Origin of the sequence: Schaalia naturae (assembly GCF_042665795.1) — a bacterium.
GTDB classification, from domain to species: domain Bacteria; phylum Actinomycetota; class Actinomycetes; order Actinomycetales; family Actinomycetaceae; genus Pauljensenia; species Pauljensenia naturae.
In genome coordinates this window covers 1,811,876-1,825,595 of record NZ_JBHTEF010000001.1, presented here as the reverse complement: position 1 = coordinate 1,825,595, position 13,720 = coordinate 1,811,876, and the positions used below count along the sequence as shown (strand labels likewise).

General features: G+C 69.3%; 8 protein-coding genes. 5 read left to right on the top strand and 3 right to left on the bottom strand.

What is annotated here, in order from left to right; translation table 11 throughout:
* Positions 1–9: 9 nt before the first annotated feature.
* Together rpoB and ACFQWG_RS08120 are read left to right on the top strand one after the other, a co-directional pair.
* A complete protein-coding gene (gene rpoB / locus ACFQWG_RS08125; protein ID WP_380974156.1) occupies positions 10–3,492 on the top strand; it encodes a DNA-directed RNA polymerase subunit beta in 3,483 nt (1,160 codons plus the stop codon).
* Positions 3,493–3,506: 14 nt separating this feature from the next.
* Entirely contained in the window at positions 3,507–7,406 is a 3,900-nt protein-coding gene (locus ACFQWG_RS08120; RefSeq protein ID WP_380974153.1) for a DNA-directed RNA polymerase subunit beta', read from the top strand.
* Positions 7,407–7,518: 112 nt separating this feature from the next.
* Here the strand turns inward: ACFQWG_RS08120 and nhaA are convergent, their stop codons facing one another.
* From nhaA to ACFQWG_RS08105, 3 genes are all read right to left on the bottom strand, one after another.
* Entirely contained in the window at positions 7,519–8,808 is a 1,290-nt protein-coding gene (nhaA, locus tag ACFQWG_RS08115) for a Na+/H+ antiporter NhaA (protein ID WP_380974150.1), read from the bottom strand.
* A gap of 218 nt (positions 8,809–9,026) precedes the next feature.
* The gene (locus tag ACFQWG_RS08110) at positions 9,027–9,509 is read right to left on the bottom strand and encodes an endonuclease domain-containing protein (RefSeq protein ID WP_380974147.1); all 483 of its coding nucleotides are present in this window, start codon (positions 9,507–9,509) and stop codon (positions 9,027–9,029) included.
* A 13-nt stretch (positions 9,510–9,522) separates the two neighbouring features.
* Positions 9,523–9,966 carry a hypothetical protein gene (locus ACFQWG_RS08105; RefSeq protein ID WP_380974144.1) on the bottom strand — a complete coding sequence of 148 codons (444 nt, stop codon included), beginning with the start codon at positions 9,964–9,966 and terminating at the stop codon, positions 9,523–9,525.
* 594 nt (positions 9,967–10,560) lie between these two features.
* Here ACFQWG_RS08105 and rpsL point away from each other — a divergent pair.
* The 3 genes from rpsL to fusA all read left to right on the top strand — a co-directional run bounded on the left by rpsL (position 10,561) and on the right by fusA (position 13,641).
* A complete protein-coding gene (gene rpsL / locus ACFQWG_RS08100) occupies positions 10,561–10,935 on the top strand; it encodes a 30S ribosomal protein S12 (protein ID WP_291496343.1) in 375 nt (124 codons plus the stop codon).
* Positions 10,935–11,405: a 30S ribosomal protein S7 gene (rpsG, locus tag ACFQWG_RS08095; RefSeq protein ID WP_380974141.1), complete on the top strand. Its 471-nt coding sequence runs from the start codon at positions 10,935–10,937 to the stop codon at positions 11,403–11,405. The genes rpsL and rpsG overlap by 1 nt, the downstream gene beginning before the upstream one ends.
* Before the next feature lie 109 nt (positions 11,406–11,514).
* Positions 11,515–13,641: an elongation factor G gene (gene fusA, locus ACFQWG_RS08090; protein ID WP_380974138.1), complete on the top strand. Its 2,127-nt coding sequence runs from the start codon at positions 11,515–11,517 to the stop codon at positions 13,639–13,641.
* Positions 13,642–13,720 lie beyond the last annotated feature (79 nt).

Here is a 13,720-nt window from a genome sequence, read left to right as displayed (position 1 = left end):
GGACCCCCTTTGGCTGTCAGTAGCCCCACTGCACACCAGCCCAGGACCCGTATCTCTTTCGCCAAGCTCAAGGAACCGCTCGAGGCCCCGAACCTGCTCGGCCTGCAGACCGAGAGCTTCGACTGGCTGCTCGGCGACGACGCGTGGAAGGCTCGCGTCGAGGCGGCGAAGGCGTCGGGACGTTACGAGGTCCCCGACGTCTCGGGTCTGGAGGAGATCTTCGAGGAGATCTCCCCCATCGAGGACGTCGCCCAGACGATGTCGCTGTCGTTCCGCGATCATCGCCTGGAGAAGCCGAAGTACTCCGTGGAGGAGTGCAAGGCGAAGGACTACACCTACTCGGCCCCGATGTACGTCACCGCCGAGTTCATGAACTACAACACCGGCGAGATCAAGTCCCAGACGGTCTTCATGGGGGACTTCCCGCTGATGACGAAGCGCGGGACGTTCATCATCAACGGCACGGAGCGCGTCGTGGTCTCCCAGCTCGTGCGCTCGCCCGGCGTGTACTTCGAACGCACCAGCGACCGGACCTCCGATAAGGACGTCTTCGGCGCGAAGGTGATCCCCAGCCGCGGCGCGTGGCTGGAGCTCGAGATCGACAAGCGCGACGCCGTCGGCGTGCGCATCGACCGCAAGCGCAAGCAGCCCGTCACCCACTTCCTCAAGGCCATCGGCATGACCGAGGGCGAGATCCGCGAGACCTTCAAGGACTACCCGGTCCTGCTGGAGACGCTGGAGAAGGACACGGTTCACACCCAGGAGGAGGCCCTCCTGGACATCTACCGCAAGATCCGCCCCGGCGAGCCGGCGGTGGTCGACGCCGCTCAGGCGCTGCTCAACAATTTCTACTTCGATCCCAAGCGCTATGACCTGGCCAAGGTCGGACGCTACAAGATCAACAAGAAGCTCGCGCTGGAGGCCGACCCCAAGGAGTCGACCCTCACGCTGGAGGACATCGTCGCGACGCTGAAGTACCTCCTCGCCCTCCACCAGGGGGAGAAGGCGTTCGCGGGGATGAGGGCCGGCCAGCCGGTGGAGGTGCGCGTCGAGACCGACGACATCGACCACTTCGGCAACCGCCGCATCCGCGCGGTGGGGGAGCTCATCCAGGCCCAGGTCCGCACGGGCTTGGCGCGCATGGAGCGCACGGTGCGCGAGCGCATGACGACGCAGGAGGCGGACTCGATCACGCCGCAGACGCTGATCAACATCCGCCCCGTCGTCGCCGCGATCAAGGAGTTCTTCGGGACCTCCCAGCTGTCGCAGTTCATGGACCAGAACAACCCGTTGTCGTCCCTGGGGCACAAGCGCCGCCTGTCCGCGCTGGGCCCCGGCGGCCTGTCCCGCGATCGCGCGAGCCTCGAGGTCCGCGACGTGCACCCGTCGCACTACGGGCGCATGTGCCCCATCGAGACCCCTGAGGGCCCGAACATCGGCCTGATCGGCAACATGGCGACCTTCGCGCGGATCAACCCCTTCGGGTTCATCGAGACCCCGTACCGGGTCGTGCGCGACGGCCAGGTCACCGACGAGGTCGAGTACCTCACGGCCGACGACGAGTACGGGCACTTCATCGCCCAGGCCTCCAGCCCCCTGAACCCCGACGGCACCTTCGCCGAGGAGCAGGTCCTGTGCCGGGTCGCCGGCGACGACCCGACCCTCGTCCACCGCGACGAGGTCGACTACATGGACGTCTCCGCCCGGCAGATGGTGTCGGTGGCGACGGCCTTCATCCCCTTCCTCGAGCACGACGACGCGAACCGCGCCCTCATGGGGGCGAACATGCAGCGTCAGGCCGTGCCGCTGCTGCGCACGGAAGCCCCGCTGGTGGGCACCGGCATGGAGCGGCGCGCAGCCGCGGACTCCGGGGAGATGGTGATCGCCGAGCACGCGGGCGTCGTCACAGAGGCCTCGGCCGACCTCATCGTCGTCACGACGGACGAGGGCGGGCGCGACGTCTACCGCCTGGAGAAGTTCGAGCGCTCGAACCCGGGGAACTGCACGAACCAGCGCACCATCGTCGACGAGGGCGACCGCGTCGAGGTCGGCACGGTCCTCGCGGACGGCCCCGCCACGGATCACGGCGAGGTGGCGCTCGGCAAGAACCTGCTGGTCGCCTACATGTCGTGGGAGGGCCTCAACTACGAGGACGCGGTCATCCTGTCGCGCCGCGTGGTCGAGGAGGACCTCCTCACCTCGATCCACATCGAGGAGTACGAGGTCGACGCCCGCGAGACGAAGCTCGGCGAGGAGGAGATCACCCGGGACATCCCCAACGTCTCCGAGGAGTCGCTGGCGGATCTCGACGAGCGCGGCATCATCCGCATCGGCGCCGAGGTCGTGGCGGGCGACGTGCTGGTGGGCAAGGTCACCCCGAAGGGGGAGACGGAGCTGACCAGCGAGGAGCGCCTCCTGCGCGCGATCTTCGGCGAGAAGGCCCGCGAGGTGCGCGACACCTCGCTGCGCGTGCCCCACGGCGAGGAAGGCATCGTCATCGGGGTGCGGGAGTTCAACGACGAGGAGGACGATCTCAACCCGGGCGTGCGCCAGACGGTGCGCGTCTACGTCGCCCAGCGCCGCAAGATCACGGTCGGCGACAAGACCTCGGGACGCCACGGCAACAAGGGCGTCGTCTCGAAGATCCTGCCCGCGGAGGACATGCCGTTCCTGGAGGACGGGACCCCCGTGGACATCATCCTCAACCCGCTGGGCGTGCCCGGCCGCATGAACGTCGGCCAGGTGCTCGAGTATCACCTGGGGTGGCTGGCCCACCAGGGCTGGGACGCGTCTGCGGCCGTCGAGGCCGGCGAGGAGTGGACGAAGCACCTGCCCGAGGACGGCGTGGTCGTGGCCCCGGGCTCCCTGGTCGCCACGCCCGTGTTCGACGGCCTGGAGCCGGAGGAGCTCAAGGGCCTGCTGCACTCGGTGAACCCGAACCGCGACGGCGACCGCCTGATCGACGAGGAGGGCAAGGCCCGGCTCTTCGACGGACGGTCCGGTGAGCCCTTCCCGTATCCGATCGCGGTGGGCTACACGTACACGCTGAAGCTCCACCACCTGGTGGATGACAAGATCCACGCCCGCTCCACGGGTCCCTACTCGATGATCACGCAGCAGCCGCTGGGCGGGAAGGCCCAGTTCGGCGGCCAGCGCTTCGGCGAGATGGAGGTCTGGGCGATGGAGGCCTACGGGGCCGCCTTCGCCCTCCAGGAGCTGCTGACCATCAAGTCGGACGACACGTCGGGCCGCGTCAAGGTCTATGAGGCGATCGTCAAGGGCGAGGACATCCCCGAGCCCGGCATCCCTGAGTCCTTCCGCGTGCTCATCCAGGAGATGCGGTCGCTGTGCCTGAACGTCGAGGCCCTCGACGCGGCTGGCAACGCCATCGACCTGCGCGATGAGGACGACGAGGACTACAACGTGCGCGAGGACCTGGGCATCACCCTGGACGCCCGTCCGAACGCCGCTGCCACGATCGACGCGATCTGAGGAGATACGAGAAATTGCTCGACGCCAAGACGTTCGACAGCCTGCGAATCACCCTTGCCACCAGCGACGACATCGCCGGCTGGTCCCACGGTGAGGTGAAGAAGCCCGAGACGATCAACTACCGCACCCTCAAGCCCGAGCGCGACGGCCTGTTCGGAGAGCAGATCTTCGGACCGACCCGCGACTGGGAGTGCGCGTGCGGGAAGTACAAGCGGATCCGCTACAAGGGCATCGTCTGCGAGAAGTGCGGGGTGGAGGTCACCCGCTCCAAGGTGCGCCGTGAGCGCATGGGCCACATCGACCTGGCCGCTCCGGTCACCCACATCTGGTACTTCAAGGGCGTGCCCTCCCGCCTCGGGTACGTCCTCAACCTCGCCCCGAAGGACCTGGAGAAGGTCATCTACTTCGCGGCCTACATGATCACCGAGATCGACGAGAAGGGACGCGACGAGGACCTGCCGGAGCTGCGCGCCGAGCTGGAGGTCCAGAAGAAGCAGCTGGAGTCCCAGCGCGACACGGCCATCAACGACCGCGCCGAGCGCCTGGAGAAGGACCTCGCCCAGATGGAGGGCGAGGGCGCCAAGGCGGCCGAGCGCGAGAAGGCCCGCAAGTCCGGCGAGCGCGAGATGGGCCAGATCCGTCGCCGCTTCGACCAGGACCTCGACCAGCTGGAGAAGGTGTGGGAGCGCTTCGTGGGCCTCAAGGTCGGTGACCTCGAGGGCGACGAGCGCCTGTACCGCCAGATGGTGCTGCGCTACGGCACCTACTTCAAGGGCGACATGGGCGCGGCCGCGATCCAGAAGCGGCTGCAGACCTTCGATCTGGAGGGGGAGGTCTCCGCCCTGCGCGAGACCATCGCGAACGAGTCCGGTCCGCGCAAGTCCCGCGCCATCAAGCGCCTGAAGGTCCTCAACGCGTTCGTGTCCACGGGGAACAAGCCGGAGTCCATGGTGCTCACCAACATCCCGGTGATCCCCCCGGATCTGCGCCCGATGGTGCAGCTCGACGGCGGGCGCTTCGCGACCTCGGACCTCAACGACCTCTACCGCCGCGTCATCAACCGCAATACGCGCCTCAAGCGCCTGCTGGAGCTGGGCGCCCCGGAGATCATCGTCAACAACGAGAAGCGCATGCTCCAGGAGTCCGTCGACGCGCTCTTCGACAACGGGCGGCGCGGCCGTCCGGTGGCGGGGCCGGGCAACCGCCCGCTGAAGTCGATCTCCGACATGCTCAAGGGCAAGCAGGGGCGTTTCCGCCAGAACCTCCTGGGCAAGCGCGTGGACTACTCGGGCCGTTCGGTCATCGTGGTCGGCCCCCAGCTCAAGCTCCACCAGTGCGGCCTTCCCAAGCAGATGGCGCTCGAGCTGTTCAAGCCCTTCGTCATGAAGCGCCTGGTGGAGAAGAACTACGCGCAGAACGTCAAGGCCGCCAAGCGCAAGGTCGAGCGCCAGCGCCCGGAGGTCTGGGACGTCCTCGACGACGTCATCCGCGAGCACCCGGTGCTGCTCAACCGCGCCCCGACGCTGCACCGCCTGGGCATCCAGGCCTTCGAGCCGCAGCTCATCGAGGGCAAGGCCATCCAGCTGCACCCTCTGGCCTGCGGGGCGTTCAACGCCGACTTCGACGGCGACCAGATGGCGGTCCACCTGCCGTTGGGCGCCGAGGCGCAGGCCGAGGCCCGCATCCTCATGCTGTCGACGAACAACATCCTCAAGCCCTCCGACGGCCGCCCCGTGGCGATGCCGTCCCAGGACATGATCATCGGGCTGTTCCACCTCTCCTCCGACCCGAACCCGGAGGCGCCGGTCGCGCGCGACGAGGAGGGCGACGAGGTCGTCCCGACCTACTCCTCCGAGGCGGAGGCGCGGATGGCCTTCGACAACGGGGACCTGGATCTCAACGCCCGCGCGGTCATCCGGTTCACGGACATCGTCCCGCCGGCCGGCTGGACGGCGCCCGAGGGCTGGACGGAGGGCGACCCGATCCTGCTCGAGACATCCCTGGGCCGCGCGATCTTCAACGAGACCCTGCCCGTCGACTACCCCTACGTCAATGAGGTGGTGGACAAGGGCAAGCTGGCGGACATCGTCAACACGCTCACCCAGCGCTACCCGAACGTGCTGGTCGCGGAGTGCCTGGACGCCCTGAAGTCCTACGGCTTCTACTGGTCGACGTGGTCGGGCATCACGATCGCGTTCTCCGACATCCAGGCGTCCCCCCGCAAGGAGGAGATCCTCGCGGGCTACGAGGCCAAGGCCGCCGAGATCCAAGACCAGTTCGAGATGGGCCTCATCACGGAGGACACCCGGTACGAGGAGCTGGTCAACCTCTGGCTGGAGTGCACCGACAAGGTCGCCCAGGATATGCGCAGCAACTTCACCGCCCGCAACACCGTGTACCGGATGGTGAACTCGGGGGCGCGAGGCAACTGGAGCCAGGTGCAGCAGATCGCCGGCATGCGCGGCCTGGTCTCCGACCCGAAGCAGAAGCTCATCGAGCGCCCGATCAAGGCGAACTACCGCGAGGGCCTGACCGTCCTCGAGTACTTCATCGCCACCCACGGCGCCCGCAAGGGACTGGCGGACACGGCGCTGCGCACGGCCGAGGCCGGTTACCTCACCCGGCGTCTGGTCGACGTCTCCCAGGACGTCATCGTCCGCGAGGAGGACTGCGGCACCCGGCAGGGCGTGCGCGTGCCGGTGGCGCGCCAGGACGGCGAGGGCCGGTGGGTTCCGGCCGCCGACCTCGAGACCTCGGTGTACGCCCGCACGCTCGCCCGCGACGCGATCGGGGCGGACGGCTCCGTCGTCAAGGCGGCGGGTTCCGACCTGGGGGACGAGGAGGTGGCCGAGCTGGTGGCCGCCGGCGTCCCGGAGGTCTCCGTGCGCTCGGTGCTGACCTGCGAGTCCCAGGTCGGCGTGTGCGCGAAGTGCTACGGGCGGTCCCTGGCCACCGGCAAGACGGTGGACATCGGCGAGGCCGTGGGCATCATCGCGGCCCAGTCGATCGGCGAGCCCGGCACGCAGCTGACGCTGCGGACGTTCCACACGGGCGGGGCGGCGTCGGCCTCGGACATCACCCAGGGCCTGCCCCGCGTCCAGGAGCTCTTCGAGGCCAGGTCCCCGAAGGCCGAGGCCAAGATGACGGAGGCGGCCGGCCGCGTCCACATCGATGACGACGACCCGTCGACGCGGCGGGTGGTCATCACCCGCGACGACGGCAAGGAGGACCTCGTCATCGAGGTGTCGCGCCGGCCGAAGCTCCTCGTCAAGGAGGGCGAGCACATCGATGCGGGGACGCCGCTGACGGAGGGCCAGCTGGATCCCAAGGAGGTGCTGCGCATCATGGGCCGCAACGTCGCTCAGAAGCAGCTCGTCGACGAGGTCCAGAAGGTCTACGCGGACCAGGGCGTGGGCATTCACGCCAAGCACATCGAGGTCATCGTGCGCCAGATGCTGCGCAAGATCACCATCCTGGAGCCGGGCGACACGGACTTCATGCCCGGCGAGCTGGTGGACCGCATGGCCTACCTGGGGCAGAACCGCCGGGTCGCGGCCGAGGGCGGTCAGCCCGCGTCGGGGCGCCAGATGCTCATGGGCATCACGAAGGCGTCGCTGGCCACCGACTCGTGGCTGTCTGCGGCGTCCTTCCAGGAGACCACGAAGGTGCTGACCGATGCCGCGATGAACGGCAAGTCGGACTCGCTGGTCGGTCTGAAGGAGAACGTCATCCTGGGCAAGCTGATCCCCGCCGGCACGGGGCTCGCGCGGTACAACCACGTGAACGTCGAGCCGACGCCGGAGGCCTTGGCCAACTCGAATTACTCCGAGCTGGACTTCCAGGACGGCGATGTGTCCCCGGAGTTCCTCCACTCGTTGGAGAGCATCGACTTCGGGATGCCGTTCCAGGAGTGATCCCGCGGGGCGCCCGCCTGTGAGCGGGACCAGGGGCCCGGACCGCCGGCGGTGCGCCGTCGCGGTCCGGGCCCTTTCCCGTCCCGCGTGCCGTCCTCCGGCCGGCGGAGCGTCAGCGGATGATGCGCCGGTCGCGGTCGGGGGCGCCATCCTCGTTCATGTCGGAGCCACGGACCCGCCGGGCGTCATGTCGCAGGAGGGCCGCGCCGAGGACGGCGGAGGCCGTCGATCCCACCAGGACGGCGGCGCGGGCCTCGTCCACCAGCGAGGGGTCCTCGAAGGACAGGCCGGCGATGAGCATCGACACGGTGAACCCGATCCCGCACAGCAGCCCCACGGGCAGGAGGTCCCTCACCCCGATCGAGTCCGGCAGCCGCAGGCGCGTCCACGCGGTGACCGCCTTCGTCGTGAGCAGGACCCCCAGGGGCTTGCCGAGGACGAGGGCTGCCGACACCGCCCAAACCAACGGCTGGGCGAGCAGCCCGGACCGGCCGGGCCCGCCCACCGGATCGAGGGGGACGCCGGCGGCGAAGACAGCGAAGACGGGCAGCGCGATCCCGTTGGACAGGGGGCGCAGCGCCAGGTCGATGCGCGTCGCGCGCGAGGGCCCCGCCGCGGCGCCGGACCCGGTCCCCGCCGTCCCGGAGCCGGCGGGCACGACGAGCCCCAGCGCGACCCCCGCGATCGTGGGATGGACGCCGGAGGCGTGCATGAGGGCCCAGGCGGCCACGGCGGCGGGGGCCATCAGCCACCATCGCATCCGCCTCCGCCGCGCGAGGACGGCGAACACGGCGACCATCGCGAGCGAGCCGATCAGGGCCAGGGGCGACATGCCGCCCTCGGCGGGGTAGAAGACGGCGATGAGGAGGATGCCGATGAGGTCGTCCACGACCGCGAGCGTGAGGAGGAAGCTGCGCAGCGCGCCGGGCAGCCCCCGGCCGAAGAGGGCCAGCACGGACACCGCGAAGGCGATGTCGGTCGCGGTGAGGATCGCCCACCCGTGGGCGTGGGCCCCGCTGGCGGCGAGCGCGTCGACCGCCAGATAGACGAGGGCGGGCGCCGCCACGCCTCCCATCGCGGCGAGGACAGGGACGGCCGCCTGGCGAGGGCGGCGCAGGCTCCCGACGCGGAACTCCTGGATGAGCTCCAGGCCGACGGTGAAGAAGAAGACCGTCAGCAGCCCGTCCTGAGCCCACTGGCCGACGGCGAGGTCCAGGTGGAGGGGAAGCGGGCCGATCGCCGCGGGGCCGACCCTCGCCGAGGACACGGCCTCGAACGCCTCCCGGGTCGGGGCGTTGGCCAGGACCAGGCCGGCGACGGCGCCGAGAAGGATGAGAAGGCCGCCCGTGGTCTCCCGGCCGAGAAGCGCTCGGGGACCGCGGGAGGGGAGGAAGGGCGTCATGGAAGCTCCTGGGGCTGGACATCACGGATCGCGACGCCCCGCGCGGACGGGGCGGCCGACCAGGCTTCCCGGCGCACCGCGGACCAGCTTACCCCGGGCGGCGCGGTCCACAGGTCTGGGGCCGTCCGACGAGCGGCGGGTAGCCCGTCGGCCGTCGAGCGCTCCTCTTACTGCGGACTGACTGCGGACCGACAGGATGTCCACGGCGCTCTCGCCTGTCAGGCCACCGCCGCGAAGGACATCGCGGGGTCGATGTCGAGATCCCGGCCGTGGCGGCGGAGCGCCCCGCGGATGGGCCGGACGACGCCCACGGGGCTGTCCAGATCCGGCCAGGCGAACCGCACGACGATCCATCCCAGCTGTTCCAGCTCATGCTGGCGCACCCTCTGCTCGAACAGGGCCTTCTCCACGGATTCGGAGTGCTCGACGTACTTGTGTGCCCCGTCGAACTCGATGTCCAGCAGCAGGCCCGGGATCCCGATGTCGAGGTAGTACCTGCCGGACGGATGGACGACGAGGTACTGGGTCCTCATCCCCCTCACCCCGGCGGAGCGGAGGATGTGCAGCAGCCGTTCCTCCGCGACGGAGTCGCATGCCGCGTCCGCGCGTCGGACCACCCATCGGGTCCGGCGGAGGTTTCGGGTGCCGGTCGGGAGCGCGTCGAGCCGGGACAGGCGGCGCAACCCCTCGCAGGTCGTCACGAACCCCTCCTCGTCAGGGGACCAGACGACGACGGAGACCACGGAACCGGTCACGTCTAGCGCGCGGACGCCGTCGACCCCGGACCTCGACGGCCCTCAACTGCCGGATCCGCGACCCGCGGCAGCCGGACGGCGGCGCGACCAGGTGGACGTCCTGGTAGGGACGTGCGCGCGGCAGCCCGTTGAGCAGAGCCGAGGAGCCGGCGGCCACCGTCGAGCGCGGCCATGCGCGGGCGGACCCGACGATGCGCGCCACCATGACGACCTCGGCGCGCTGCCAGGACTCCGGGAAGGCCATGAGGTAGTCGGCGTCGACGTGGCACCCCCGTCTGATGCGGACGAGTTCCCCGGCCTCGACGCGACCGGCCAGGCTGGTGCGTGCGCGCGGGGCGTCGCCGAGGAGGAGATGGTCGAGGACCTCGGAATGGTCGGGGGTCCTCCGAGGGGAGGCGGGCATGGTCGGTCCTGTGGATCGGGTCCGGCGCGGCCGCCGGGGTGGTTCTCCAGCGTGTCGAGGACCGTGTCCGTCGGCAGGGCGGCGCCGCCGCTGTTGTGGACGGCCTGCGCGACGGGATGCCCGCTGTGGACGGCTGGCGCGGCATGGCGACGATTGGGGGAAGGGAGCGGTCGGCGTTCTTCGTGCTGCCGAGCGCTCCTCTTTCGGCGGGCCGCCCCCGCCGAGTGCTCCCGGTCGGTGCGCCCGATGTCACGCAGGCGCGCGTTGACGCCGAAAACGGCCGGTCGCTAGACTGTATGGCGGTACCCGGGCGACCGGGTCCACCATCCCGTTCCCCGATCCCGTCGCGGCCCCGTGCCCGGCGCGGCCTCGGGGGGCACGCGGGCTCCCGATCCGTCGGAGCTCCGGGCGTCATCCTCCTGAACCCAGGTCCTCGGCCGTCGGCCGGTGGGACGGTTTCCAGTCATGGCGCGCCGGCCCTGTGGCGGACCGTGCGCGTCCGCACGGGGCGGAGGACCCCATTCATCCGGCTGACTGCAACAGGGGACGTCCGCGTCCCGAACCGACTGGCAACAGAGACAGACTGGAGAACCAGTGCCTACCATTCAGCAGCTCGTCCGCAAGGGACGCAGCTCGAAGCGCGCGAAGGTCAAGACCCCCGCGCTCAAGGGCTCGCCCCAGCGCCGCGGCGTGTGCACGCGCGTGTACACGACCACCCCGAAGAAGCCGAACTCGGCGCTCCGCAAGGTCGCGCGCGTGCGCCTGTCCTCGGGCATCGAGGTCACGGCGTACATCCCCGGCGAGGGCCACAACCTGCAGGAGCACTCGATCGTGCTCGTCCGCGGCGGCCGCGTGAAGGACCTTCCCGGCGTGCGCTACCGCATCGTCCGCGGCTCCCTGGACACCCAGGGCGTGCGCAACCGCCAGCAGGCCCGTTCCCGCTACGGCGCGAAGAAGGAGAAGAAGTAATGCCTCGTAAGGGCCCCGCTCCCAAGCGCCCGCTGGTCGACGATCCGGTCTACGGCTCGAAGGTCGTCACGCAGCTGGTCAACCGCGTCCTGCTGGACGGCAAGAAGACGGTCGCCGAGCGCATCGTCTACGGCGCCCTCGAGGGCGTCCGCGAGAAGACCGAGCAGGACCCGGTCGTCGTGCTCAAGCGCGCGCTGGACAACATCCGCCCCGCCCTGGAGGTCAAGTCCCGCCGCGTCGGCGGTGCGACCTACCAGGTCCCCATCGAGGTCAAGCCCGCCCGCGCCACCACGCTCGCGCTGCGCTGGCTGGTCGACTTCTCGCGCCAGCGCCGTGAGAAGACGATGACCGAGCGTCTCGCCAACGAGATCATGGACGCCTCCAACGGCCTGGGCGCCGCCGTCAAGCGGCGCGAGGACATGCACAAGATGGCCGAGTCGAACCGCGCGTTCGCCCACTACCGCTGGTGATTCCCCTCTTTCCGGGGACGAGGGCGACCGCAGGCTGACAGGCCGGGACGCCCTCGTCCCTGGAGGGGCGGGGCACCCATCCACGCAACTTCACACGAAGGATTACTCAGTGGCACAGCACGAGGTGCTCACGGACCTCCGGAGGGTCCGCAACATCGGCATCATGGCGCATATCGATGCCGGCAAGACGACCGTGACGGAGCGCATCCTCTACTACACGGGCATCAACTACAAGATCGGCGAGACCCACGACGGCGCCTCGACGACCGACTGGATGGAGCAGGAGAAGGAGCGCGGCATCACCATCACGTCCGCGGCCGTGACCTGCTTCTGGAAGAACAACCAGATCAACATCATCGACACGCCCGGCCACGTGGACTTCACGGTGGAGGTCGAGCGCTCCCTGCGGGTGCTTGACGGCGCCGTGGCCGTCTTCGACGGCAAGGAGGGCGTGGAGCCCCAGTCCGAGACGGTGTGGCGCCAGGCCGACAAGTACGACGTCCCGCGCATCTGCTTCATCAACAAGATGGACAAGATGGGTGCCGACTTCTACTACTCGGTCCAGACGATCAAGGACCGCCTCCACGCGACGCCGATCGTCATGCAGCTGCCGATCGGAGCCGAGAACGACTTCGAGGGCACCATCGACCTGCTGACGATGAAGGCCTTGCACTGGCCGGCGAAGGACGCGGGCGGGCAGCCGACGCTCGGCGCCGTCGTCGAGGAGGGGGAGATCCCCGCCGACCTGGTCGAGAGGGCCGAGGAGTACCGCGAGGCGCTCATGGAGGCCGCGGCCGAGGGCAGCGACGAGCTGACCGAGGCGTACCTGACGAATGGCGAGCTCACGGTCGACCAGATCAAGCAGGGCGTGCGCGCGCTGACGATCGCCAGCAAGGCGTTCCCGGTCTACTGCGGGACGGCCCTGAAGAACATGGGCGTTCAGCCCGTGCTTGACGGCGTCATCGACTTCCTCCCCTCCCCCCTGGACATGCCCGACACGACGGGCTTCCGCCCCGGGCACGAGGACGAGGGCGAGACCGAGTCGCGCAAGGCGGACGAGCACGAGCCCTTCGCGGCGCTGGCGTTCAAGATCGCGGCGCACCCCTTCTACGGGAAGCTCACCTTCATCCGGGTGTACTCCGGCAAGGTGGACGCCGGCTCCCAGGTCCTGAACTCGACCAAGGGCAAGAAGGAGCGCATCGGGAAGGTCTTCCAGATGCACTCCAACAAGGAGAACCCCGTCGACCTGGCCCACGCGGGCCACATCTACGCGGTCATCGGCCTGAAGGACACGACGACGGGCGACACCCTGTCCGACATGGCCCATCCGATCATCCTGGAGTCCATGACCTTCCCGAAGCCGGTCATCCACGTGGCCGTCGAGCCGAAGTCGAAGGCGGACCAGGAGAAGATGGGCCTGGCCATCCAGAAGCTGGCGGAGGAGGACCCGACCTTCACCGTCGAGCTGGACCAGGAGTCCGGTCAGACGATCATCGGCGGCATGGGCGAGCTCCACCTCGACATCATCGTCGACCGCATGCGGCGCGAGTTCAAGGTCGAGGCGAACGTCGGCAAGCCGATGGTCGCCTACCGCGAGACCATCCGCAAGGCGGTCGAGAAGTTCGAGTACACCCACAAGAAGCAGACCGGTGGCTCCGGCCAGTTCGCCCGCGTCATCATCGCGCTCGAGCCGCTCCCCACGGACTCCGAGGAGGACTACGAGTTCGTGGACAAGGTGACGGGCGGGCGCGTGCCGCGCGAGTACATCCCCAGCGTGGACGCGGGCATCCGGGATGCCATGCAGTCGGGCGTGCTCGCCGGCTACCCGGTGGTCGACGTGCGCGCGACCCTGCTCGACGGCGCCTACCACGAGGTCGACTCCTCGGAGATGGCGTTCAAGATCGCCGGCTCCATGGCCTTCAAGGAGGCCGCGAAGAAGGCCAAGCCGGTGCTGCTGGAACCGATCATGGACGTCGAGGTGCGCACGCCCGAGGAGTACATGGGCGACGTCATCGGCGACCTCAACTCACGTCGCGGATCCATCTCGTCGATGGACGAGCAGCACGGGGTGCGCGTCGTGCGCGCGAACGTCCCTCTGTCGGAGATGTTCGGCTACGTCGGCGACCTGCGGTCGAAGACCCAGGGCCGCGCGGTGTACACGATGCAGTTCGACTCCTACGCCGAGGTTCCCCGGAACGTCGCGGAGGAGATCATCGGGAAGTCTCGGGGCGAGTGAGTCCCACGAGGCGGGAGGGCGCCGGTCCGGGCACCGGTGGACCGGCGGAATCCCGCCCCACATCAACAGAAAACCAGTA

Excerpts from the sequence above, each read along its gene's own strand:
- ACFQWG_RS08105 (WP_380974144.1), bottom strand. The coding sequence starts at position 9,966 with ATGCCCGCCTCCCCTCGGAGGACCCCCGACCATTCCGAGGTCCTCGAC.
- nhaA (WP_380974150.1), bottom strand. The coding sequence starts at position 8,808 with ATGACGCCCTTCCTCCCCTCCCGCGGTCCCCGAGCGCTTCTCGGCCGG.
- rpsG (WP_380974141.1), top strand. The coding sequence starts at position 10,935 with ATGCCTCGTAAGGGCCCCGCTCCCAAGCGCCCGCTGGTCGACGATCCG.